The sequence below is a fragment of the Halomonas sp. McH1-25 genome (genome assembly GCF_022348165.1).
Classification (GTDB): Bacteria; Pseudomonadota; Gammaproteobacteria; order Pseudomonadales; family Halomonadaceae; genus Modicisalibacter.
Genome location: NZ_JAKRFI010000001.1, coordinates 1 through 20,507 on the forward strand (window position 1 = coordinate 1; position 20,507 = coordinate 20,507).

The following is a 20,507-nucleotide window of genomic DNA, read 5'->3' on the forward strand; positions in this document are numbered from 1 at the left end:
GATTCAGCACCTGGCGGGGATGAAAGACTCCAAGGTCATCGTGGCGATCAACAAGGACGAGGAAGCACCGATCTTCCAGGTCGCGGATTATGGTCTGGTTGGCGACCTGTTCCAGATCCTGCCGGAGCTTGAACAGAAGCTGTAAGCTCAGGGCAGTGACGCCTTCTGAACCGGCCCTCGAGGGGCCGGTTTTTTCATGCAAGTTGCTGGGCTTTATTGATAATTGTTCTTGTTTGTATTAGCTTGGTCATTTGTACTGTCCGATATGCTGTGGCGTGACCCCGAGTCACGTACAGCGTCAGTGAGGAATTGATGAGCGCAAGACACATGAAGCAAGGACGATTGCGCCGTTCCCGTCGTCTATCCGTCGTCATGCTCCTGATGGGAGCCTGTACCTTGGCGCTGGCACAGACCGAGGTGCGCGAGGAAAGCATCGAGGCACAGCGAGAGCAGGCCGAGCTGCAGGAAAAAATCGATGCGGCAGACGAGGCGACGCGAGAGGCGCTACGCAAATTGCGAGCGGCAGAGCGCGAGGCCGACCGGCTCAAGGCCTACAATGCAGAGCTCGCCCCACTGGTCGAGCGGCAGGCAGACACCATTGCCCAGCGTGAACAGGCGCTGAATACGCTGTCGGAAACACGCGAAGCCATGCCGGTACTGATGCGTGACATGGTCGACCGGTTGCGCCAATGGGTAGAAACGGACCTGCCGTTCCTCCAGGAGGAGCGCCTGGCACGCGTCGACGAACTCGAAAACATGCTCGCCAACGCCGAAATGAGCGCGTCGGACAAACTAGACCGGCTTTTGGGTGCTTGGCGCACCGAACTCGACTATGGGCGCGAGATGGATGCCTGGCAGGGGCAGCTCGCCGGCGCGGAAAACCGTGAAGTCGATTACCTTCGCCTAGGGCGTGTGGGGTGGTACTACGTCGCCCCCGACGGCAGTGAAGGCGGTGTCTGGAAGAGCCGTGCCAACCAGTGGCAGCCGCTCAACGACGACCAGCTGGCTGAAGTTCGCAAGGGGTTGCGCATTGCGCGCGAGCAACGCGCGCCGGAACTGCTGGCCTTGCCGACCTCCATCGAGGTGACTGCGGCGGGATCGCAGAGCGGGGGCGCGTCATGAAGGTTCGCTTGCTGCTGACATTGGGTGTGCTGTTCTGGGTACCGTTGGCATTCGCCCAAAGTGGTGATGGCGAATCCGGGGCTGAAGACGTCAGGCAGTCGTCCGATCAGTTATTGGAAACTCTGCGTGCCGATCGCCAGGCCGCTGAGACTCGCGATCGCCAACGTCTCGAAGCGTTACTGAACGATCAACAGGCTTTGGATACCGCATTGTCCGAGGCGCGTGAGTCTCTCGCTCAGGCGCGGGAGCGTCAGGAGACGCTGGAAACCCGGCAGTCCGAGCAACAGGCACGTCTTGCCGAGTTGCGGGAACGCCGGGGCGAAGAAGCTGGCGATCTGGAGAGCGTCTACGATGTTGCGCGACGCCATGCCAGCGACCTGCGCAACGCGCTTGACGCCAGCTGGCTCACGGTCGGTGGGCAAGCCGCATTGCCCGAGCGTCTCGATGACGAAGGTCTGCTGGACGTGGCTACGCTCGCCTCACTTGGAGACAGTCTGATTTCCCTTACGCTCGAGAGTGGCCGAGGCATCGAAATCACCGCGCCGGTCGCCGATGCTGCCGGCAATGTCTCGTCTCGCGAGGTCGTGCGCCTTGGCGACTACCTGGGCTTCAGCAATGGCCAGTTGCTGCAAGTGCCTAGTGGGTCGGGGCCGTTGAGCGTCGCCGAGCATACCCCGTCCTATGTATCGGAGCTTCTTGAGGCGTACCAGGCAGGAAACGGCGATGTAGTGGCCTTCGATCCGACGCGTGGAGCCGTGCTGGATGCCCTGGCACAGCAACCCACGCTCTGGGAGCGCTTCCAGCAGGGCGGTGCCGTGGGTTACGTCGTCGTAGCGCTGGGGGTGCTTGGTCTTATCATCGCTCTAGCGCAGTATGCCTATCTGCTGCTCGTCACGGTGCGTATGCGTCGGCAACTGCGTGAGCCGAGTGCCCTGCGTCAGGACAATCCCCTGGGGCGTGTCCTGTCGCGGTTCAATGCCTTGGGGGAAGGGCACGCCCCGGAGGCGTTGGAAGCTCGCCTCGACGAGGCGCTGCTGGCCGAGCAGCCTCGCTTGGAGCGTGGCCAGCCGCTGGTCAAGTTGCTGGCCGCCGTTGCGCCGCTGCTGGGACTGCTGGGAACCGTTACGGGGATGATCGTCACTTTTCAGTCGATCACCGTGTTCGGTACCGGTGATCCGCAATTGATGGCCGGTGGGATCAGCCAGGCCCTGGTAACGACCGTGCTGGGTCTGATTACGGCCGTGCCCTTGCTGTTTGCCCAGACGGCCCTGGCCAGTCGCAGCCGCAATCTGATCGGCACTCTCGAAGGACGGGCCAGCGCCGTATTGGCGGAACATCTCGAATCTCGTCCGACAGAGGTCAGCGAGCGTCGCCATGCCACTTTTGCTTGAACCGCTTTACCGTCTCGCCGAGTCCGGCGGGGCGGTGCTGGTCGTGATTGCGTTGGTGGCCACGGCCTTGTTCGCACTGGGGCTCGAACGGTGGTTCTACTGGCGCTTTGCCCATCGTAAGGCTCGACAGGCGCTGGTATCGCAATGGGCAGCGCGCCGCGACCACGCCAGTTGGAGTGCACTGACACTGCGTGAGATCTGGACCCGAGATCTGATTGCACGTTTGCGGCAGCCACTGCCGTGGCTCAAATTGCTGGTTGCCTTATGTCCACTGTTGGGCCTGCTGGGGACGGTGACCGGCATGATCCATGTGTTCGATAGCCTGGCCATGACGGACGTCGGCCAGGCCCGGGCGATGGCCGATGGGGTGGCGCGAGCGACCTTGCCGACGCTGGCCGGCATGGCGGTTGCCGTGGTCGGGCTGCTTTTCACCACACGCCTGGAGCAGGTGATTCGGCGCGAAGACCAGCGGTTGCACGACCGCATGGCCCGTGCTGCAGAGGAAGATATGGAGAAGAGCCATGCGTAGGCGCCGGATGCAGGGCGAAAGCGAAGCGGCCGAGATAAATCTCACGCCGATGTTGGATGTCGTATTCATCATGTTGATCTTCTTCATCGTCACGACCAGTTTCGTCAAGGAAAGTGGTATCGAGATCGATCGTCCCGAGTCATCTGCCGCCTCGCCGCGCCCGGATGCCCAGGTCATGGTGGCTATCAGCAACGAGGGGGCGGTTTGGGTCGATGGCAAGCCGGTGGACACCCACCGGGTCGGGCCGGCGGTGGCCGATATGGTGAGCGCCGAGGGAAGCGTCGTCATTCAGGCCGACCGTAACTCGACGACGGGATTGCTGGTGGAGGTCATGGATCGTATACGTGAGGCTGGCGTCGACAACGTCGCCGTCGCTGCAACCCGAGGGGGTCGCTGATGCGTTACCTGCTGGGTGCAGTGGGCGGCATTGCGCTGGCGCTGGTCCTGTTCTTCTTGCTGGCGCTACTGGTGGCGCCGCCGGAAGACGAGCGGCAGGTCATCGAAATGCCGCTTTCCGTATCCATGGTCGAGGCGCCCGCTGAACAAGCGCCCGAGCAGGCAGCGAGTCCGGCGGAAGCGCCGCCGCCCCCGCCGGCGGCTGCACCGCCTCCGCCACCCGCACCGCTGCCGAGCCCGGCAATCGATGGCAATATCGTCATGCCGGAGCCTGACTTGCCGGCGATGGAGGCCCCTCCGGTGCCTCAGGAAATGGAGCTTCCCGAATTGGCCGAGATCGAGCCTCAGCCCGAGCCGACACCGCAGCCGGAGCCGCGTCCTGAACCCGAACCGGCTCCTGATCCCGAACCGACTCCCGCTCCGAGTCCGCAACCTCAGCCGACCCCTGCCGAGTCGTTGGCCGATAGTGGCCAGGCGGCCGCTCCCGCGCCGGCGGCCAGCGGAGAAATCGTTTCCCCGCAGCCGACACGTCGGGTGCCACCCGAGTACCCACGGCGTGCACTGAGGCGAGGTATCGAAGGGTATGTCGAGGTACGTTTCACCATTCAGCCCAGCGGCAAGGTGGATCAGGGATCGTTGCGCGTCGTCGAGGCTCGGCCGCGTAACGTATTCGAGCGCGCAGCCATGAGGGCTATCGCCGACTGGCAATTTCCTGCCGCGTCGGCACCGCGCGAGGCGCGTCAGCGTCTTGAATTCAAGCTCGAGGGATAAGGCATGGTGACGCATAGGCAGCTTCTTGCGCTTGTGTGCAGCAGCGCTATCTTGGCAATCGTCCTCTTTCCTGCGATCGGTCAGGCAGCACCGGCGTTGCGTCCCGATATGGTACGCAGTCTGGAGGCCATGCAGCAGCGCTTGTCCGACGGGGACGCCGCCAACGTAGCAAGCCAGGCCATGAGTGCGGCCGAGCGGCTAGAAGGCGGCAACGCTGCCGACCGCTGGGCCAGAGCGCTTTTTCTGCAACTGGCCGCGACGGCTCAGGCGCGTATGGGGAATGAGGCACAGGCGGCGGACCTGTTTGCCACGGCACGCGGCATCGATGGGGTGGAGTCCGCTCAGCGCCTGCGGTGGTTGAATCAGGAGGCGCGATTACGGCTGCGCGCCGGGCAAAGCGAGAGGGGAATCGAGCTTCTCGATCGCTGGCTGAACCAGGCCGAAGGGCAGGCCGGAGCTGACGACTATTGGCTAATGGCTCAGAGTTTGGCCACGCAGTCGCAATGGCAGGCAGCGGCAACGTGGGTGGATCGCGCCCGTCGCGCCGATGCAGCGATGACGCAAGAGCGTCTCGGCCTGGCGGCGAGCATCTATCAACGTGCCGGGCGCAATGAAACTGCACTGGCCATTTTGGATCAGCTACTCGCTCAGGGCAGCGCCGATCCTGCCTCTTGGCGCCGCGCCGCGGCATTGGCCCAGCGCTTGGGCGACGTTGGAAGGGCCGCTGCGCTCTGGGACGCCGCCTGGCGTCAAGGCGTGCTGTCGTCCTCGGAGGATCTGCGTCAGTTGGCGCAGTTGCACCTGGCGGGCGGTACCCCGGCGAGAGCCGCGGAGTATTTGCGTCAGGCGCTGGAAGATGGCGAGCTGGCGCGTAACGAGGCCAATCAGCGCTTATTGGCCGAGGCATGGACGGCAGCAAGAGATCGCGATCAGGCCCTCCAGGCATGGCAGGCATTGGCCGAACGGACCCAGGCGGGACAGGATTGGCAGCGTCTCGGCGAGCTGGCATATGGTTGGGGATATTGGCAGACCGCTATCGACGCCTTGGCCAAGGCACGCGAAACCGGGGGAGATTCGGCACGTGCCTGGCTGCTTGAAGGCGTCGCCCATGTCGAACTCGGCGAACGGGACGAAGCCCGACAGGCCTTCCTGGCGGCACGGCAAGCCGGTGCCGACCAGGCCGAGGCTTGGCTGGCCAGCCTCGATAGTGCAAGCGAGGCGGAGGTTCCGAACCCCCAGGCCGGGATTCGGAACGAAAGTTGATGACCTATAGGTCGAGTTCGGCCCATACCGGTGCGTGATCCGAAGGCCGCTCCATGCCACGCAGCACGTAGTCGATGCCGGAATCCGTGACATGCTCGGCCAGGGGCTTGCTGACCAGAATGTAATCGATTCGCAGGCCGCGCTTGGGATCGCGCTCGAAGCCTCGCGAACGATAGTCGAACCAACTGAAGTTATCGCAGCTGTCCGGATAGCAGAGCCGGTAACAATCCTGCATCCCCCAGGACTTGATGCGTCCCAGCCATTCTCGCTCGATCGGCTGAAAGCTGGTCTTGCCCTCACGCAACCAACGCTTGCGACTGGGCTCGCCAATACCGATGTCGCTGTCTTCCGGCGAGATGTTGAAGTCGCCCATGACCGCTATGCGTTCCTCGGGGCGGTGCGTGTCTTCGAGAAGGCGCTGCATCTGGGTGTAGAAGCGCTCCTTATTGGGGAACTTCGTCGGGTGGCCGATGTTTTCCCCCTGGGGGAAATAACCGTTCCAGACGGTCATGGTCTGTCCGTCAGCGCCTTTGAGGCGGGCGCCGATCAGGCGACGCTGGGCCTCTTCACCGTCGTCCGGAAATCCGTAGAAGACCTCGTCGGGCTCCTCGCGGCAGAGCAGTGCCACGCCATAATGGCCTTTTTGGCCATGATAGTAGACGTGGTAGCCCAATGACCTTACGGCATCGGCCGGGAACTCATCGTCGTGCACCTTGGTTTCCTGCAGGCCGATGACGTCCGGCGAATGCGTAGTCACCAGTGCCTCCAACTGGTGGAGCCGGGCACGAATGCCGTTGATATTGAAGGACACAAGGCGCATCACTCGTCTCCTTTTCCATGGCCATCGCCCGGACGATGAAGGTCCAGTTTAGGCGCTTGCTGTTGGCGGGCCTGCTTGCGCGCAGCCTGCGCCTTGCGCTGCTGGCGCTTTTTCTGGACGAATCGCCGTGAAGAGGTCACCTCGTCGGGATTCTCATGGCGCCACTTGCGATAGTCTTTGCGCCGACCGGTACGCAGGGTCACCTTGTCGGCCAGCGAGCGCGTCTTCTTCTTGCGTGTCATAGCGTTTCCCTGTGTTGGATGAGGGCGATTCTACCAGCTAGGCAGGAACGGCCGACAGATACGTGCGAGTGTCGGGGCGCGCCCTGATGGCCAATGACTGTTACAATGGCGGCTTGTTTCTCCATCCATCGAATTCCGGAATAGAATCTCAAGCCTATGAGTGAGTCGGAAAAGACCCCTGCACCGGCCCAGAACCGCAAACCCAAGCGTCGCCGTCGCAAGCCGCGCAGATCGCAGCCCAGCTGGGACCTGCGGCAATTTCAGGTGGCGCCGGTTGCAGGCAAGTGGCGCTTCCATGATTTCGATCTGCCGTTGCCGCTGATGCGGGCGATCCATGCCCTGGGGTTCGAATACTGCACGCCGATTCAGGCCGAGGCGTTGGCACACACGTTGCTGGGTGGCGACGTGGTGGGCAAAGCCCAGACCGGCACCGGCAAGACGGCGGCCTTCCTGATCTCCATGCTGGCCTACTTCCTCGAGGAGGAAGTCCCGGACGGGCAACTGCCAGGTGCGCCGCGTGCGCTGATCGTGGCACCGACACGGGAACTGGCCCTGCAGATCGAAAAGGATGCCAAGGCCCTTGCGCGCTTCACGTCCCTCAACGTGGCCAGCGTGGTCGGTGGCATGGATTACCAGAAGCAGCGCGACAATCTCGGCAAGACGCTCGATATCCTCGTAGCTACGCCCGGTCGACTACTCGACTTCCATCAGAAACGCGACGTCGATCTGAGTCAGGTCGAGGTGCTGGTGCTCGACGAGGCGGACCGCATGCTGTCGATGGGGTTCATCCCCGACGTCAAGCGTATCATTCGCTACACGCCCAAGAAGGAGGAACGTCAGACCTTCCTGTTCTCGGCAACGTTCACCCAGGACATCCTCAATCTCGCCAGCCAATGGACGCACCAGCCGGCCCACGTCGAGATCGAGGTGACCGTCGATAACGCAGCGCACATCGATCAACGGGTCTATCTCGTTGGCGACGATGACAAGCAGCGCCTATTGGTGAATCTGCTCAAGCAGGAGGACTTCGAGCGCGTCATGGTATTCGGCAACCGTCGCGATCTGGTTCGCAAGCTGGACGATCTGCTGCGCAAGGCCGATATCAACGTGGCGATGCTATCCGGGGATGTGCCCCAGAACCAGCGTATCAAGACCCTCGAGCGTTTCCGTGAAGGTGAGGTGACGGTGCTGGTTGCCACCGACGTGGCGGGTCGCGGCATTCATATCGATGATGTCAGCCATGTCATCAATTATACGCTGCCGGAAGATCCCGAGGACTATGTGCATCGCATCGGGCGTACCGGGCGTGCCGGGGCCAAGGGCGTGTCGATTAGCTTCGTGGGTGAGGAAGACGCCTTTTCGCTGCCCGAAATCGAGCGCTTCATCAATGACAAGCTTCCCTGCGAGCATCCGCCCGAAGGATTGCTCTGAGAAAAGCCATGCTCGAAGAGTCCCTGAAGGACGAGATCCAAACCGCCTATCGTCGGGTCCTGGAGGGGCTCGACCTGACTCCTCGCTACGGCCAGCGACTGATGATCGCCGAAATTGCTCGGACTCTGGCTTCCATCGAGGCGGACGACAGCGGGCGTCGCCTCTCCAATGAGCACATCTGTGTGCTCGAAGCCGGGACGGGAACCGGCAAGACGCTGGCTTATCTATTGTCGGCATTGCCGGTGGCCCAGGCGCGTGGCAAGCGGCTCGTCGTTTCGACAGCCACCGTGGCGTTGCAGGAGCAGGTGTTGCATCAGGATCTCCCCGCGCTCAAGAAGCACAGTGGGCTGTCGTTTCATTATGCCCTGGCCAAGGGACGCGGGCGCTATCTGTGTGTGGCCAAGCTGGATCAGGCCATGGACGGCGTCGAGGATAACCCGACGTTGTCGCTGTTCGAGCAGGCACTCGAATCCCGCGACGGGGACGATTTCCATGCACTGGTGCAGGAACTGGCGGAAGCCTACGGCAATGGCCGCTGGGAAGGAGACCGGGACAGTTGGCCCGGTGCCATTGAGAACGGCCATTGGCGCCGCCTGACGACCGACCATCGGCAATGCACCAACCGTCGCTGCAGTCATTTCAGTGCTTGTGCGTTCTTTCGCGCGCGGCGCCACCTCGATCAGGCCGACGTCATCGTCGCCAACCACGATCTGGTGCTCGCGGACCTGGCACTGGGCGGTGGTATCGTGCTGCCGCCGCCCAAGGACTGCATCTATGTATTCGATGAAGGGCACCATCTGCCGGACAAGGCATTGGAGCACTTCTATCATCGCTTTGGCGTCAATGCCACGCTGCGCTGGTTGCGTACGCTCAAGAAATCGTTGACCGAGTTGAACACGGCGCTTGGCGCCCAGCCGACGCTGGCAAGGTTGTTGGCCGGTTTTCCTGAGTTGATCGCGGCGCTCGAGCCCCGTCTCGGTGAAGCCTTTGCCCTGGGGCATCAGCTTGCCGACCTGCCTCATGGTGCAGGCGAGGAAGCTCGGCATCATCGCTTCACGATGGGGCGTGCGCCTGGTCCGCTGCGGGAATTGGCGTCCGCCTTGGTCGTGCCGTTCGCCGAGCTGTCGCGCAACCTGGAAACCATGGCCGATATCCTGCGCGAAAGCCTCGACCCGGAGAAATCGACCGGCTTGGCGAAAGAACAGGCCGAGCCTTGGCTGCCCTTGGTGGCTCTCCTGCACGGTCGTGCCCTCGAGGCTCATGCCTTATGGCAGGCCATGGCCGCGGACGATAGGGAGGGAGAACCACCGCAGGCGCGCTGGATGACCTTCGAGCAGCAAGGGGGGGATAGCGAACTGACGTATTCGGCTAGCCCCGTTTCGGCGGCAGAAACCCTGGCTCGTTATCTCTGGGGCAGTTGCTTCGGGGCGGTCATCACCTCCGCGACGTTGACGGCGTTGGGCCGATTCGAGCGAATTCAGGAGCGTGCCGGGTTAGCCAATCGTTATCGTTATCAACGTTTGCCGAGTCCTTTCGATTATTCCAAGGCAGTGCTGAGTATCCCGCGGATGGCGGTCGATCCAGTGGACCGCGAGTCTCACGAGAGAGCCATCGTCGATTTCGTCGCCTCGCTGGAAGCGAGCGAAGCGGTGCTGATGCTGTTCTCTTCGCGGGCACAGATGCGTGCCGTGGAAAAGGCATTGCCTGGCATGCAGCAGGATCGCGTCCTTTCCCAGGACCGATTGCCTAAGCGGGAGCTCATCGAGCGTCATCGCAAACGAGTCGATGCCGGCGAAGGCAGCATCATTTTCGGTCTTGCCAGTTTCGCCGAGGGTATCGATTTGCCGGGCGACTATCTGACCCACGTAGTCATCACGCGGCTGCCCTTTGCCGTGCCTGACGATCCGGTCGGCGCCACCATGGCCGAGTGGATCGAGAGTCGCGGCGGCAATCCTTTCATGCGCATTTCCGTGCCCGATGCCTCGATCAAGCTGGTTCAGGCCTGTGGGCGACTGATCCGCAAGGAAGCCGATCAGGGGCGTATTACGCTCTTGGATCGGCGCGTCCTGACGCGTCGCTATGGTCGGGCGCTGCTCGATGCATTGCCACCGTTCCGGCGCGAGATCGATGGCGTGATGCAATGAGTCAGGCAAGCCGAAGGCCTACCGTTTCCGGTAGGCCTTCGGGATTTGGAGCGTTTCGGCCTGCGTTATGCACTGCGGCGCTGGGATAGAACCGGCTTGAGCTTTTCGGCCATGCTATGGAAGGTCTTTTCGGTCGTTTCCCAATCGATGCAGGCATCGGTGATCGAGACGCCGTATTTCAGTTGGCTGCGATCTTCGGGAATCTTCTGGCTACCCCAGCCCAGGTGAGATTCGACCATCAGCCCCATGATGGAGCGATTGCCGTCGAGGATCTGGTTGGTGACGTTCTCCATGACCAGAGGCTGCAATGCCGGATCCTTGTTGGAGTTGGCATGCGAGCAGTCGATCATGATGTTTGCGCCAAGGCCTGCCTTGTTGAGTTCCTGCTCCGCCAACGCCACACTGACGCTATCGTAGTTGGGCTTGCCGTTGCCGCCCCGCAGCACGACATGGCCGTAGGCATTCCCTCGGGTGCGGATGATGGCGACCTTGCCGGTCTGGTCGATACCCAGAAAATTGTGCGGATGGGCGACGGACTGTAGGGCATTCACGGCGACGTCGAGGCTACCGTCGGTGCCGTTCTTGAAGCCGACGGGAGAGGACAGGCCGGATGCCATCTCGCGGTGGGTCTGGGACTCGGTGGTGCGTGCACCGACGGCTGACCAACTGATACAGTCCTGCAGATACTGCGGAGAGATCGGGTCGAGCGCTTCGGTGGCGAGCGGGAGGCCCATCTCGGCCAATTCCACCAGTAGGCTGCGAGCGATATGCAGACCTTCCTCGATCTCGAAGGAGTCGTTGAGGTGCGGGTCGTTGATCAATCCTTTCCAGCCGACCGTAGTGCGTGGCTTCTCGAAGTAGACACGCATGACGATATACAACGAATCCTTGACCTCTTCGGCCAATGTCTTCAGGCGACGGGCATAATCCCTGGCGGCTTTCACGTCGTGGATCGAGCAAGGGCCTACCACCACGACCAGGCGGGGGTCGTCGCCATCGAGAATGCGCTGAATGGTCCGTCGTCCTTCGATGACTGTCCTTTCCGCCGCTTCGGACAAGGGGATATCACGCTTCAGGTCATCTGGCGTGATCAATACGTCCTGTGCCAGGACGTTGATATTGTTAACCTGCTGTTCTGACATTCAGCTACCTGTAACTGTTCGCGCTGGGAGGGAATGTTGTCTACTATCGCGCGTTGGCTGATAGAAAATCAATGCCGGTGGGGCGAAAGGGACTCGGTCGGCACTATGCTGGAAGCGGTCTGCCGCCAAACTTGAAGGTATTTCAATAAACAGGAACACTTGTGTTAACGATGACCAGCACGGGGCCACAGACCGACTCCATGATCCTGAAGCGAACCATGCCACTCATGACCGATCCCGTACGCGCTGAGTACGCGCCCCGTCCAGCCCGCAAGGGGAGAGGGTGAATGGGCAACAGGGAAACCGATCAGCAACTCGTGGAAAGAGCCCAGCAAGGTGATACGCGGGCGTTCGACCTACTGGTAAAGAAATATCAACACAAGATCATCGGTCTGATCGGCCGCTACGTGCACGACCATGCCGAAGTGCAGGACGTTGCTCAAGAGGCGTTCATCAAGGCCTACCGGGCCTTGGACAAGTTTCGCTCCGAAAGTGCCTTCTATACTTGGATGTATCGAATCGCCATCAATACCGCCAAGAACCACCTGGTCTCCAAGGGGCGCCGCCCGCCTGGCAGCGACTTGGACATTGGCGACGCCGAGGTCATCGATCAGAGTGGGCGTCTGTCGGACATCGAAACGCCCGAAGCCGCGGTGTCGCGCGACCAGCTCGAAGCGGCCGTCTTCGAAGCGTTGGAGAATCTGCCCGAGGACCTGCGTACGGCGATCACGCTTCGCGAACTCGATGGCCTGTCGTACGAGGACATTGCCAATATCATGCAGTGCCCCGTAGGTACGGTGCGTTCGCGTATTTTCCGTGCTCGTGAGGCCGTGGACAAGCATATTCAGCCCTATGTGGGCACGGCACGTACCAAGGATCTTGTGCAGGAATGACGGCAAAAACTTTTTTCGTGAACCGAATGAACTGTCCAGCGCTCGTGACGTCTCAAGAGGTGTTCGCGCCACACGGTGCGAGGGGAATGGTGCCAGTATCCTGGAGATGCTTGGGCATGGTACGTAACGAGCTGATAATAATGGATCGGAGCGACTCCGACCAAGCGCATTGGCGAGTATGAGGGTGTGAGGATGAAGGACGATCTGTGCGAATCACTGTCTGCGTTGATGGACAATGAAGGCGACGAACTCGAATTGCGACGTGTGCTAAAGGTTCTCGACGATTCGCCTGATGCCGCTGAGCGCTGGCGCCGCTATCATCTGGCCCGCAGTCTCATGCAGCGCGATCGAGACATCGATGTCAGCGCCGATCTGTCGGCGGGCATCATGGCTCGTATCAAGGACGAGCCTGTACCTTACATGGCTGACACTTCCCGGCAGACGCGTCGCCATGGCTCGTTCTCCTTCGCAGGCAGCGCGGCCGTTGCCGCCGCCGTTTCCTTGATGGTGATCACCGGCGTGCAGTTCTACAACGGTCTGGACGCTGACGGAACATCCGACATGGCCAGCCGCAACGTCGACAACGCCACATCCTTGCCGGTGGCATCCTCGTCCATGGCGACGGCCGACTCGTTGGGAACGCCGGTCGACATGCCGATGTTTCAGACGTCGCCGATGCTTGGCGGCGGCCTGATGTCCGTTGGTGCTGGCGTCGATAACGCGCCGCTGTTCATGTCACCGAATCAGCGCCAGTCTCAGCGTGCGGATCTCGAACAGGCCCGGGTGCTCCAGTCCTATCTGGACCGACATGCCGATGGAGCGGCCTATCGCTCCGGTGAAGCCTGGATGCCGCTGTTGCGTGCATCCGCACAGGAATCGCTGAGTACTCGTTGATGGTCAGGTCGCGTTTCGTTATGCGTAAGGCTGTCAGCGTGTTACTGATGTCGTTCGCGGTGTCGGCCAATGCCGAGCCCAAGGGATTCGATTGCCGTCGGCTCGCCGATGAACCGACGCCGTCCATGGCAATCGAATGGCTTGAGCGCAGCATGCTGGCAGGGCACTGCTATATCTTTCAGGCACGTGCCGTTCGTATCAGTCGCGAAGGGGTGCGGACGCTGGCGCTCTCTCACGACATACGCAATGGCGTGGTCCGTGAGGTTGCGAGCTACCTCGATGGTCCGCCCGTCGTCTACGAACGGCATGGCAAGATCGTCGGGAGCGGCAGTAGCGTCAGCGAAGGTGCCAAGCCGATTGCCTCATCGATGGATGCAGAGCATATAGGGCAATATTATCGTTTGACGCTGGGTGGCGAAGAGCGGATTGCGGGAAGGCGCAGTGTTCGCCTGGACATCGAGCCCCTCGACGCTCTCCGTTATGGTCATCGCTTTTGGCTGGATACCCAGACGGGACTGCCTCTGAAGCAGGTCCTGCTCGATGTGGATGGCCGCATCCTGGAAACCTTTCAGATGACGGAACTCGTCGATCCGTCACTGTACGAGCAATCGATCTCTTTCGAAACGTTCACCCCTCGTCCCGAAGGGCCCTGGCAACCCGGCTGGCTGCCTGCGGGATATCAGCTTTCGCCGTTGCCCGATACGGGAGAGGCGCCGAGAAGCGCCCTGTCGCATCGGTTATACAGTGATGGCCTGTCGAGTTTCAGCTTGTTCATCGAACCCTTGTCCGACGATTCTCCTGCTTTGCGGCCGGGCCTGCATCGTCTGGGCATTTCCTACGCCGCTGTACGACACTTGCCCCTCGGCGGGCGGCTGATGCAGATCGTAGTGATGGGTGAATTGCCTCCGCAGATCCTGGTGCGTGTCGCAGCGGAAATGCAGTTCCAACCCGATTCCTCTCGCCTCGCGCCCGCGTCGTGACGTTGTGATGGTGTACGATTCGGATATTGCCTGGCTGGAGACACCGGGCCGTGTAGTGGATGTACTCTCCGAAGGCGTCTGGATAGAAACGCTGCCGCTGACGGGCTGTCAGGGCTGTTCCGGACGTACCTCCTGTGGCATGGGGTTGCTGTCACGTCGGCGGGCCCGCTCCCGTCTCTGGATCGCTACTTCGAGTACGCTAACGGTGGGCGATATCGTGCACGTCAAGGTGCCTGCACGTGGCTTGTTGAATGCCGCACTGACGGTATATGCCTGGCCACTGGGCTGCGCTTTGTTGGCGGGAAGCATTGCCGAGGCGATGGCTGCGCCGGGGCATGCCAGCGTACCGCTGATGTTCGTTGGCGGACTGATGATCGGCGTGAGCGTTGCGCGCTGGCGTGGCCGGAGCTGGGGCCGCCGTTATCGCCCGCATCTGCTGGTCGATGGAACCTCGGCGTGACAGGCTGCCAATGATTTTGGCGCCGATGATGAACTCTTTTCTTGCCTTGCTATCAAAACTGGCGTTCCGAGCGTTAACGAGTCGTCCCGGCTCGCAACCTCTGGTCATGACAAGACTGTAATTTGCTTAAGCTCAAGTGCACGAAGCAGGAGTACCCAATGCAACGCATTAAACGACAATTCTCCGTGTGGCTGTTGCTGCTGGTCGCTACGCTCGGTGTGCAGGCCGCACAGGCTCAGGAATTGCCCGACTTTACCGAGCTGGTCAAGCAGGCTGCGCCGGGAGTGGTCAACATCTCCACGACGCGTCAGGTCGAGCGTCGTAGCATGCCGTTCTCCGGCCCTCAGGGGCAGGAAATCCCCGAAATCTTCCGCCACTTCTTCGGCGATCAGATTCCTTTCGGGCAGGGCGGCATTCCTGGCGGCTCGGAAGAGCGCCATTCGCTGGGCTCCGGCTTCATTATCGACAAGGATGGCTACATCCTGACCAATGCGCACGTCGTCGACGGTGCCGATGAGGTCGTGGTGCGTCTGAACGATCGCCGCGAACTCAATGCCGAAGTCGTCGGTTCCGATGCCAAGACCGACGTCGCTTTGTTGAAAGTGGATGCCAATAATCTGCCGACACTCAATATCGGCGATTCCAACCAGCTCGAGGTCGGTGAATGGGTGGCGGCCATCGGCTCGCCGTTCGGCTTCGATCACTCGGTGACGTCAGGTATCGTCAGCGCCATCGACCGTACCCTGCCGAGTGATGCGTATGTGCCCTTCATCCAGACCGATGTGGCGATCAATCCAGGCAATTCCGGCGGTCCGTTGTTCAACCTCGACGGAGAAGTGGTAGGCATCAACTCCCAGATTTTCACCCGCAGCGGTGGCTTCATGGGGCTGTCCTTCGCCATTCCCATCAACGTTGCCATGGACATCGCCGACCAGCTGCGCTCTGAAGGTCGTGTCAGCCGCGGTTGGCTGGGTGTCGTGATTCAGCCGGTATCGCGTGATCTGGCGGAGTCCTTTGGGCTGGACGGTGCCAAGGGCGCCCTGATTGCAGAAGTGGCGCCGAACACGCCGGCCGCCGATGCCGGACTCAAGGCAGGGGATATCATCCTGTCCGTGAACGGCGAGGAGGTCGATAGCTCCACGACGCTGCCGCGCCTGATCGGACGCGTCAATCCCGGCGAAGAGGCCGACCTCGCAGTGCTGCGTAACGGTGAGCGCGTCGAAAAGACCGTGACCGTGGGCGACTGGCCGGAAGAGGCCCGGGCCGGTGCGTCCGGTGACGCACGTGATCCGCAATCACGTCTGGGGATCAGCGTTGCGCCGCTGGAGCAGGAGCAGCTCGAGCGTCTCGAACTCGACTCCGGCGTGCGTGTGGTCCAGGTCGATCCTGCCGGTGCCGCTGCCAAGGCGGGTGTCCGCGCCGGCGATATCATCGTGTCGCTGGATCAGCAGGATATCGCCTCTCCCGAGCAGTTGGCCGAAGTGATCAGTCAGGTCGAAGGCAATCGCGCCGTGCCGCTGCGCCTGTACCGTGATGGTCGCTCGCTGTTCGTTGCCCTGCGTCTGGGGCAGGCAGAGTAAGACAGTGCTAGCGACATGCCAGTGATTGCGACGGGGCCATGCGGCCCCGTCGCTGTTTCGTCACCGCGTGAGCCGGCTCGCTGTCCTTGGTGCCGGCTTGTCGGTACAATGGCCGGCAAATTTGCCCGTTGCGCCTGGACAAGGGCGCGCAACCAGCATGGCGGATATAGGTTAAATGACAGACAAGGCAAGTCCCGGTCGCATCAGTCACATACGAAACTTCTCGATCATCGCCCACATCGATCACGGTAAGTCGACCCTGGCCGATCGCATCATCCAAATCTGCGGTGGCCTGACCGAGCGTGAACTGAAAGAGCAGGTACTCGACTCGATGGATATCGAGCGCGAGCGGGGCATCACGATCAAGGCCCAGTCGGTTACGCTCGACTACCAGGCCGAGAATGGCGAAACCTATCAGCTCAATTTCATCGACACGCCCGGGCATGTCGACTTCTCCTACGAAGTCTCGCGCTCGCTTTACGCCTGTGAGGGGGCGTTATTGGTCGTCGATGCAGCCCAGGGCGTCGAAGCCCAGTCGGTAGCCAACTGCTATACGGCGATCGCTCAGAACCTGGAAGTCCTGCCGGTGCTCAACAAGATCGATCTGCCCCAGGCCGATCCGGATCGTGTCGCCCAGGAAATCGAGGAGATCATCGGTCTCGATGCCGTCGATGCCTGTCAGGTCTCGGCCAAGACAGGGCTCGGCATGGAAGGGCTTCTCGAGCGACTGGTGCGCGATATTCCGCCGCCCAAGGGCGATGCCGACGCTCCCCTGCAGGCGTTGATCGTGGACTCCTGGTTCGACAACTATCTCGGCGTAGTGTCGCTGGTCCGCCTCTTCGACGGCACGTTGAAGAAGGGCGACAAGATCCGTATGAAATCCACGGGCCGCGATTGGGACGTCACCGAGGTGGGGATCTTCACGCCCAAGCGTCACCAGACCGGTATGCTGCGTGCCGGTGAGGTCGGCTTCGTGGTGGCCGGCATCAAGGATATTCATGGCGCGCCGGTGGGCGATACCATTACCCATGCCAAGACCCCCGATGTGCCTCGCCTGCCCGGTTTCCAGAAGGTCAAGCCGCAGGTCTATGCCGGCATGTTCCCGGTGAGTGCCGACGATTACGAAGATTTCCGCGATGCGCTGGAGAAATTGGCGCTGAACGATGCCTCGCTTGACTACGAGCCGGAAAATTCCGATGCCCTGGGCTTCGGCTTTCGTGTCGGGTTTCTCGGCACGCTGCACATGGAAATCATCCAGGAACGGCTCGAACGCGAATACGATCTCGATCTGCTCACCACCGCGCCGACGGTTGTCTATGAACTGGCCATGGATAACGGTGAGATACGCTATGTCTCCAACCCTTCCAAGCTGCCCGACATGGCCAACGTCGACGAGATGCGCGAGCCCATCGTGCGTGCCAGTATCCTGGTGCCGCAGGAGTTCGTGGGCAATGTGATCGCCGAATGCGAGCAGCGGCGGGGCGTGCAACTCGACATGCAATTTCTGGGCAACCAGATCCAACTGACCTATGAACTGCCGATGAGCGAAGTCGTCATGGACTTCTTCGATCGACTGAAGTCGATCTCGCGCGGCTATGCTTCCCTCGACTACAGCTTCGAACGCTTCCAGGCCGCCAAGCTGGTGCGCCTGGACGTGCTGATCAATGGTGACAAGGTCGATGCCCTGGCCGCTATCATTCACCGTGATCATGCCCATGGGCGTGGACGCCTGCTGGTCGAGAAAATGAAGGAATTGATCCCGCGCCAGATGTTCGATGTCGCGATACAGGCGGCGATCGGCGGCCAGGTCGTGGCGCGATCGACCGTGAAGGCACTGCGCAAGAACGTGACTGCCAAGTGTTATGGCGGTGACGTCACGCGTAAGAAAAAGCTCCTCGAGAAGCAGAAGGCGGGCAAGAAGCGCATGAAGCAGGTCGGTAGAGTGGAGATTCCGCAGGATGCCTTCCTTGCCGTGCTCAAGGTGAACGACTAGGAACACGAAACTCATGGATTTTTCGCTGCTTTTGGTGGTGGCTGTCGCCGTCACGGGGTTGGTTTGGCTGTTGGACGTGGTCTGGTGGCGCCGGCATCGCCAAGCTCGCTTGGCCACTGCCGAGGCGAGTGCGGGAGGTCCTCTGGAGCCCAAGGCGCGCCGCAAGCTGGCCAAGGAGCCCTGGCCGGTGGATTATGCGCGCTCTTTCTTTCCGGTGTTGCTGGTTGTGCTGGTGCTGCGCAGCTTCGTCATCGAGCCGTTCCAGATTCCTTCCGGATCGATGCGGCCAACGCTGAAGGTGGGCGATTTCATCCTGGTGAACAAATTTACCTATGGCCTGCGTCTGCCGGTGTTGCATACCGAAATCGTGGACCTGGGCGAGCCCGAGCGGGGCGACGTGATGGTGTTCCGCTTTCCCGAAGAACCCTCCGTCAACTTTATCAAGCGAGTGATTGGCTTGCCTGGCGACCATATTCGCTACGAGGACAAGCAGCTGTATGTCAACGGCGAACCCGTTCCCAAACAGTTGATCGATGCATCGCCACCGGCAGCGCCGGGTGAGTTGCTGTTCGAGGAGGAACTGGGCGAGCATGTTCACGGTATTTACAACAATCCACGCGATCCTGGCCCTCAGGTGCGTGAATTGGTCGTTCCCGACAATCATTATTTCATGATGGGCGATAACCGTGACCACTCGAACGACAGCCGCTACTGGGGCTTCGTTCCGGAAGAGAACATCGTCGGTAAGGCGTTTGCCGTATGGATGCACTGGGATGGCGGCCTGCCGAGTTTCTCGACGGTACGTGCCATTGAATGAACCGGCCGGCTTCAACCGGCACGCCAAGCCAATACATAAAGCAGGTGTTTAGTGAGTACCTCCCATCAAGCCTTCAGCCGACGGATCGGCCACTCCTTCCGCGATCCCTCTCTATTGGAGCTGGCGTTGACCCACCGCAGCTACGGTGGCGATAACAACGAGCGGCTGGAGTTTCTGGGTGATTCCATCGTCAATTTCGTCATTGGCGAGGCGCTTTTTCAGCGCTTCCCCCAGGCACGAGAGGGGCAGCTTTCGCGGTTGCGCGCTCGTCTGGTCAAAGGACAGACACTGGCGGAGCTGGCACGTGAATTCGCCGTCGGTGAGCAGTTGCGTCTTGGCTCTGGCGAAATGAAGAGCGGAGGCTTTCGGCGCGACTCGATTTTGGCGGATGCCATCGAAGCCCTGATCGGCGCCATCTATCTGGACGCCGGTATGGATGTCGCCAAGGCGCGGGTTCTATCCTGGTACGGTACACGGCTCGAGTCGATCGACCTGCAGGACACGCAGAAGGATCCGAAGACCCGGTTGCAGGAGTTCCTGCAGTCGCGTCAAGCGGCGTTACCCCGCTATGAAGTGACGAGCGTGCAAGGCGAGGCCCATGCACAGACGTTTACCGTCGAATGCCATGTCGACATGATCGATAAACATACACTCGGTGTCGGTACCAGTCGGCGCCATGCCGAACAGGAAGCCGCCGAGAAAGCATTGTCGCTGCTAGAGCCGAAAGGAGGGCGAGCATGACCCAGACCTGTGGTTTCGTAGCGATCGTCGGGCGTCCCAACGTCGGCAAGTCGACACTGATGAATCGAATCCTGGGCCAGAAAATATCGATCACTTCGCGTCGCCCGCAAACCACGCGGCACCAAGTGATGGGCATCAAGACCGAGGACGATGCGCAGTTCATCTATGTCGACACGCCTGGCATGCACATTCAGAGCAAGGATCGCAACAAGGCGATCAACCGCTTCATGAACCAGGCCGCCACCCAGGCCCTGCGTGACGTGGACTGCGTGGTGTTCCTGGTCGACCGGACCCGCTGGACCCGGGAGGACGACAACGTGCTCGACAAGCTGACGCATGTCGAGGCGCCGGTCATCCTCGCCGTCAACAAGGTCGATTGGGTCGAGAACAAGCAGGAGCTATTGCCCTGGCTCGAGCAGTTGCAGACCAAGCGAACGTTTGCCGCCATTCTGCCGATTTCGGCCAAGCATGGAACCAACGTCCCCGAGCTGGAAGCGGAAGTCGCCAAGTACCTGCCCGAGAGCATCCATTACTTCCCGGACGATCAGATTACCGACCGTAGTCAGCGTTTTCTCGCCGCCGAACTGGTGCGGGAAAAGGTCATGCGCCAGCTCGGCGACGAGCTGCCCTACCAGATGACGGTGGAGATCGAGGAGTTTCGCGACGAAGGGCGGATTATCCACATCAGCGCACTGATGCTGGTCGAGCGCCCGGGACAAAAGAAGATTCTGATCGGCGAGAACGGTGAGCGGATCAAGAAGATCGGTCGCGAGGCTCGCCTGGACATGGAGAAGGCGTTTGGCGCCAAGGTCATGCTCAATCTATGGGTCAAGGTCAAGCGTGGCTGGTCGGATGACGATCGCGCTCTGAAAAGTCTCGGTTACGATCTCGAGTAACC

20 protein-coding genes and 1 pseudogene are annotated in these 20,507 nt (G+C 61.1%); 18 read left to right on the top strand and 3 right to left on the bottom strand.

Translation table 11 applies throughout. The features are described from left to right. The 7 genes and pseudogenes from MHM84_RS00005 to MHM84_RS00035 form a co-directional block, all read left to right on the top strand. Positions 1 to 145 (top strand): annotated as a pseudogene (locus MHM84_RS00005) (electron transfer flavoprotein subunit alpha/FixB family protein); the annotation flags it as partial. Positions 146 to 312: 167 nt separating this feature from the next. Beyond that, positions 313 to 1,122: a DUF3450 domain-containing protein gene (locus MHM84_RS00010; protein ID WP_239261159.1), complete on the top strand. Its 810-nt coding sequence runs from the start codon at positions 313 to 315 to the stop codon at positions 1,120 to 1,122. Further along, positions 1,119 to 2,513 carry a MotA/TolQ/ExbB proton channel family protein gene (locus MHM84_RS00015; protein ID WP_239261160.1) on the top strand — a complete coding sequence of 465 codons (1,395 nt, stop codon included), beginning with the start codon at positions 1,119 to 1,121 and terminating at the stop codon, positions 2,511 to 2,513. The genes MHM84_RS00010 and MHM84_RS00015 overlap by 4 nt, the downstream gene beginning before the upstream one ends. Further along, positions 2,497 to 3,042 (top strand): MotA/TolQ/ExbB proton channel family protein, encoded by a 546-nt coding sequence (locus MHM84_RS00020; protein WP_239261162.1) that lies wholly within the window; start codon positions 2,497 to 2,499, stop codon positions 3,040 to 3,042. The genes MHM84_RS00015 and MHM84_RS00020 overlap by 17 nt, the downstream gene beginning before the upstream one ends. Beyond that, positions 3,035 to 3,439 carry a biopolymer transporter ExbD gene (locus tag MHM84_RS00025; protein WP_239261163.1) on the top strand — a complete coding sequence of 135 codons (405 nt, stop codon included), beginning with the start codon at positions 3,035 to 3,037 and terminating at the stop codon, positions 3,437 to 3,439. Before MHM84_RS00020 ends, MHM84_RS00025 begins: the two co-directional genes overlap by 8 nt. Then, a complete protein-coding gene (locus tag MHM84_RS00030) occupies positions 3,439 to 4,209 on the top strand; it encodes an energy transducer TonB (RefSeq protein ID WP_239261164.1) in 771 nt (256 codons plus the stop codon). Before MHM84_RS00025 ends, MHM84_RS00030 begins: the two co-directional genes overlap by 1 nt. 51 nt (positions 4,210 to 4,260) lie before the next feature. Next, complete coding sequence (locus MHM84_RS00035; RefSeq protein WP_239261165.1) at positions 4,261 to 5,472, top strand: hypothetical protein; 1,212 nt, start codon at positions 4,261 to 4,263, stop codon at positions 5,470 to 5,472. Positions 5,473 to 5,476: 4 nt separating this feature from the next. On the opposite strand, the gene xthA is transcribed toward MHM84_RS00035, so the two are convergent. Next, complete coding sequence (xthA, locus tag MHM84_RS00040) at positions 5,477 to 6,292, bottom strand: exodeoxyribonuclease III (RefSeq protein WP_239261166.1); 816 nt, start codon at positions 6,290 to 6,292, stop codon at positions 5,477 to 5,479. Then, positions 6,292 to 6,534: a hypothetical protein gene (locus MHM84_RS00045; RefSeq protein ID WP_239261167.1), complete on the bottom strand. Its 243-nt coding sequence runs from the start codon at positions 6,532 to 6,534 to the stop codon at positions 6,292 to 6,294. The genes xthA and MHM84_RS00045 overlap by 1 nt, the downstream gene beginning before the upstream one ends. Positions 6,535 to 6,690: 156 nt before the next feature. Here MHM84_RS00045 and rhlB point away from each other — a divergent pair, with 156 nt between their 5' ends. Next, the gene (gene rhlB / locus MHM84_RS00050; RefSeq protein ID WP_239261168.1) at positions 6,691 to 7,965 is read left to right on the top strand and encodes an ATP-dependent RNA helicase RhlB; all 1,275 of its coding nucleotides are present in this window, start codon (positions 6,691 to 6,693) and stop codon (positions 7,963 to 7,965) included. 8 nt (positions 7,966 to 7,973) lie between these two features. Beyond that, entirely contained in the window at positions 7,974 to 10,109 is a 2,136-nt protein-coding gene (gene dinG, locus MHM84_RS00055; protein ID WP_239261169.1) for an ATP-dependent DNA helicase DinG, read from the top strand. A gap of 65 nt (positions 10,110 to 10,174) precedes the next feature. On the opposite strand, the gene MHM84_RS00060 is transcribed toward dinG, so the two are convergent. Further along, positions 10,175 to 11,251, bottom strand: a complete 1,077-nt coding sequence (locus tag MHM84_RS00060) for a 3-deoxy-7-phosphoheptulonate synthase (RefSeq protein WP_239261170.1) — start codon at positions 11,249 to 11,251, stop codon at positions 10,175 to 10,177. A 287-nt stretch (positions 11,252 to 11,538) separates the two neighbouring features. On the opposite strand from MHM84_RS00060, the gene rpoE reads away from it, so the two are divergent. From rpoE to era, 9 genes are all read left to right on the top strand, one after another. Further along, entirely contained in the window at positions 11,539 to 12,144 is a 606-nt protein-coding gene (rpoE, locus tag MHM84_RS00065) for an RNA polymerase sigma factor RpoE (RefSeq protein WP_239261171.1), read from the top strand. A gap of 192 nt (positions 12,145 to 12,336) precedes the next feature. Next, positions 12,337 to 13,038 (top strand): sigma-E factor negative regulatory protein, encoded by a 702-nt coding sequence (locus MHM84_RS00070; protein WP_239261172.1) that lies wholly within the window; start codon positions 12,337 to 12,339, stop codon positions 13,036 to 13,038. Positions 13,039 to 13,058: 20 nt separating this feature from the next. Continuing rightward, positions 13,059 to 14,018: a MucB/RseB C-terminal domain-containing protein gene (locus MHM84_RS00075; RefSeq protein ID WP_239261174.1), complete on the top strand. Its 960-nt coding sequence runs from the start codon at positions 13,059 to 13,061 to the stop codon at positions 14,016 to 14,018. A gap of 7 nt (positions 14,019 to 14,025) precedes the next feature. Then, complete coding sequence (locus MHM84_RS00080) at positions 14,026 to 14,478, top strand: SoxR reducing system RseC family protein (protein ID WP_239261175.1); 453 nt, start codon at positions 14,026 to 14,028, stop codon at positions 14,476 to 14,478. A gap of 158 nt (positions 14,479 to 14,636) precedes the next feature. Beyond that, the gene (locus MHM84_RS00085) at positions 14,637 to 16,058 is read left to right on the top strand and encodes a DegQ family serine endoprotease (RefSeq protein ID WP_239261176.1); all 1,422 of its coding nucleotides are present in this window, start codon (positions 14,637 to 14,639) and stop codon (positions 16,056 to 16,058) included. Between the two features lie 175 nt (positions 16,059 to 16,233). Continuing rightward, the gene (gene lepA / locus MHM84_RS00090; RefSeq protein WP_239261177.1) at positions 16,234 to 18,051 is read left to right on the top strand and encodes a translation elongation factor 4; all 1,818 of its coding nucleotides are present in this window, start codon (positions 16,234 to 16,236) and stop codon (positions 18,049 to 18,051) included. Positions 18,052 to 18,064: 13 nt separating this feature from the next. Beyond that, positions 18,065 to 18,868 (top strand): signal peptidase I, encoded by an 804-nt coding sequence (lepB, locus tag MHM84_RS00095; protein WP_239261178.1) that lies wholly within the window; start codon positions 18,065 to 18,067, stop codon positions 18,866 to 18,868. A 51-nt stretch (positions 18,869 to 18,919) separates the two neighbouring features. Next, entirely contained in the window at positions 18,920 to 19,609 is a 690-nt protein-coding gene (rnc, locus tag MHM84_RS00100; protein WP_239261179.1) for a ribonuclease III, read from the top strand. Further along, positions 19,606 to 20,505, top strand: coding sequence for a GTPase Era (era, locus tag MHM84_RS00105; protein ID WP_239261180.1), 900 nt, complete (start codon positions 19,606 to 19,608; stop codon positions 20,503 to 20,505). The genes rnc and era overlap by 4 nt, the downstream gene beginning before the upstream one ends. The last annotated feature ends 2 nt before the right edge of the window (positions 20,506 to 20,507 follow it).